Below are 3,142 nucleotides of genomic sequence, written 5' to 3' on the forward strand. Positions count from 1 at the left end.
TTGCAAACGGTGATATCCTGTCCGTAATTTCAGTCAGGAGAAAAAAATGCCTTCTGTTCTCAAAACCAAATCTTACGCTCGAATTCCGGTTGTCTTCGACCTTCCTAATTTGATTGAGGTTCAGATCGATTCTTTTAAGCGTCTCAAGTCGGAGGGGTTGGCGGATTTATTCCATGAGATTTCCCCGATTGAGTCGTACAACAAAGGGATGAAGTTGTATTTTCCGAGCCGTTCTCCCGAATCGGAGCAATGGGGTTTGAAATTCTGGTTTGGCGAGCCCAAGCATTCGATTGAAGAATGCGTCGAGCGCGATTTGACCTATGCCAGCCCTTTGTATGTTTCGGTGCTGCTGGCAGGGCCAGATGTGCCGGAGCCAATTAAACAGGATATCTTCCTCGGCGATTTTCCGGAAATGACCGAGAAGGGTACTTTCATCATTAATGGTACAGAGCGGGTAGTCGTTTCGCAATTGATCCGTTCGCCGGGTGTATATTTTGAGGCGCCGGTTGATCGTGCTACCGGCCACCGATTGGCCATGGCCAAGTTGATTCCTGACCGTGGCGCATGGATGGAATTTGAAACCCGTAAGAACGACTATTTAATTCTCAAGTTTAATCGTAAGCGCACCGTGCCGATTACAATCTTCCTGCGCGCGCTGGCAGCGGTTTCGGACGGGTTGGGAGATTCACCCATCAAAACCGGTTCAGATGAAGAAATCATTGCCCTCTTCCAGGATGTGGATAACAACCCGGAGCGTTTGTTCATCGCTTCAACGATACGGCAGGAGCCGCCCTGGGACTTGAGTGGTGGTTTGACCATCGGCGAAGCAGCGCTGATTGAGTTTTTCAAGCGTATGCGACCGGGCGACCCGGCAACTCTGGAAAATGCCCGTGAATTTCTGGAAGAACAGTTGTTTGACCAGCGTCACTATGATCTGGAAAAGGTTGGGCGCTACAAACTCAATCAGAAACTGGATCTGATGGACAGGATTCCGATGAACCACCGCACTGTAACGGCCTGGGATGTGGTCTATCTGGTGCGGCGGATGATCATGATCAACAACGAAAAAGAAGACAAGGATGACATTGATCACCTTGGTAACCGGCGTGTAAAAACGGTTGGCGAGTTAATTCAAAACAAACTGCGGGTTGGGCTGCGCCGAATGGAACGGGTCATCAAAGAACGTATGTCCATTCGTGATCAGGATCAAACCTCGCCCGTGAGTCTGGTCAATATTCGCCCGGTGGTGGCGGCGTTACGTGAATTTTTCGGCTCAAGTCAGTTGTCTCAATTCATGGATCAGACAAACCCGCTGGCTGAACTGCGCCATAAACGCACCCTTTCAGCCCTGGGGCCAGGTGGTCTGCGCCGTGAACGGGCAGGTTTCGATGTGCGCGATGTGCATCACTCGCATTATGGGCGCATTTGCCCGATTGAAACTCCCGAAGGTCCCAACATTGGTTTGATTGGGCGTCTGGCGAGTTATGCGCGTGTCAATGAATATGGTTTCATCGAAACCCCTTACCGCAGGGTTGTCAAAGCGCTTTCGTCCAATGATCCGCAGCTGGTTGGCAGAAAACTGGCAGAAAATCTGACAGATCCACAGACGGGTGAGGTGATCCTGCGGCAGGGTGATCGGGTTACCCCGGAAGTCTTGCCGTCAATTCAAAAGCTGAATCGTTCGACGATTTTTGTGGTGCCATTCGTGTCGGAAGAGGTGGAGTATCTTTCCGCTGATGCAGAGGATAAATTCGTGATTGCGCAGGCAAACACGCCGCTGAATGAGCACAACGAATTTACCGAAACCCGCATCATGTGCCGGCACCACTCGGATTTCCGCATGTCCTCGCCGGAAGCAGTCAATTACATGGACGTTGCTCCTCATCAGGTGGTGGGTATCAGTGCATCTTTGATTCCTTTCCTGGAACATGATGATGCCAACCGCGCTTTGATGGGTTCCAACATGCAGGCGCAAGCGGTGCCGCTTGTCCAGCCGGATATTCCCATCATTTCGACCGGCATGGAAGCGTTTGCTGCGCTGGATTCGGGTCAGGTGTTGATTGCAGAAGAGGATGGGGATGTGGTATCGGTCACCGGCCGACAAATTGTTGTGCGGAGCGAATCGGGTTTGCGTACCTACAACTTGCGCAAATATCAGCGTTCCAATCAATCCACTTGTATTGATCAGCGACCGGCGGTGGTCAAGGGTCAACGGGTGCGCAAGGGAGATGTGCTTGCCGATTCCTCCTCAACCGTGAACGGGAATCTGGCACTGGGACAGAATGTGGTTGTGGCATTCCTTTCCTGGGAAGGCGGTAACTTTGAGGATGCGATTCTGATCTCCGAAAAACTGGTACAAGATGACCGTTTTACATCTGTCCATATTGAAAAATACGAGGTAGAAGCGCGGGATACGAAACTCGGCCCGGAGGAAATCACGCGGGATATTCCGAATGTGGGTGAGGACGCCATTAAGGATCTCGACGAACACGGAATCATCCGCATTGGTGCAGAGGTCGGCCCGAACGATATTCTGGTAGGCAAGATTACACCGAAGGGCGAAAAAGAACTGACCCCCGAGGAACGCTTACTACGGGCGATTTTTGGTGAAAAATCGCGTGATGTCAAGGATACCTCCCTGCGGATGCCGCACGGTGAACGTGGCAAGGTTGTGGATGTCAAGGTGTTTACCCGTGAAGAAAACAGTGATCTTTCCGCCGGGGTGGATATGATGGTGCGTGTTTCGGTCGCGCAGCGGCGCAAGATCACGGCGGGTGATAAAATGGCCGGCCGTCATGGGAACAAAGGCGTGGTTTCGCGGGTAGTACCTGTGGAAAACATGCCGTTCCTGGAAGATGGCACTCCGGTTGACATTATTCTGAATCCGCTGGGTGTGCCTGGCCGTATGAATATCGGTCAGGTGCTGGAAACACACCTGGGCTGGGCGGCGCAGCGTTTGGGCTTCCGGGCGATTACGCCGGTGTTTGACGGGGCGAATGAAAAAGAAATTGAAGCCGAACTTGCCCGGGCATGGATCATAGACCACGCATGGAAGGAAGCCGGCGAACGAGCCTGGCAGTGGCTCAAAGAACAGACTTACGACCGTCAAAGCATCCGCGATGATGATGAAGTCCGGCTGCTG

At 52.3% G+C, this 3,142-nt stretch carries 1 protein-coding gene; it reads left to right on the forward strand.

Features of this window, described 5'->3' with window-relative positions; all coding sequences use genetic code 11:
- Window positions 1-46 precede the first annotated feature (46 nt).
- Window positions 47-3,142: DNA-directed RNA polymerase subunit beta (locus VAE48_RS17325; protein ID WP_322794593.1), on the forward strand; the 3,096-nt coding region annotated here is incomplete at its 3' end.

This window comes from Bellilinea sp. (assembly GCF_034432615.1).
Lineage (GTDB): Bacteria > Chloroflexota > Anaerolineae > Anaerolineales > Anaerolineaceae > Bellilinea.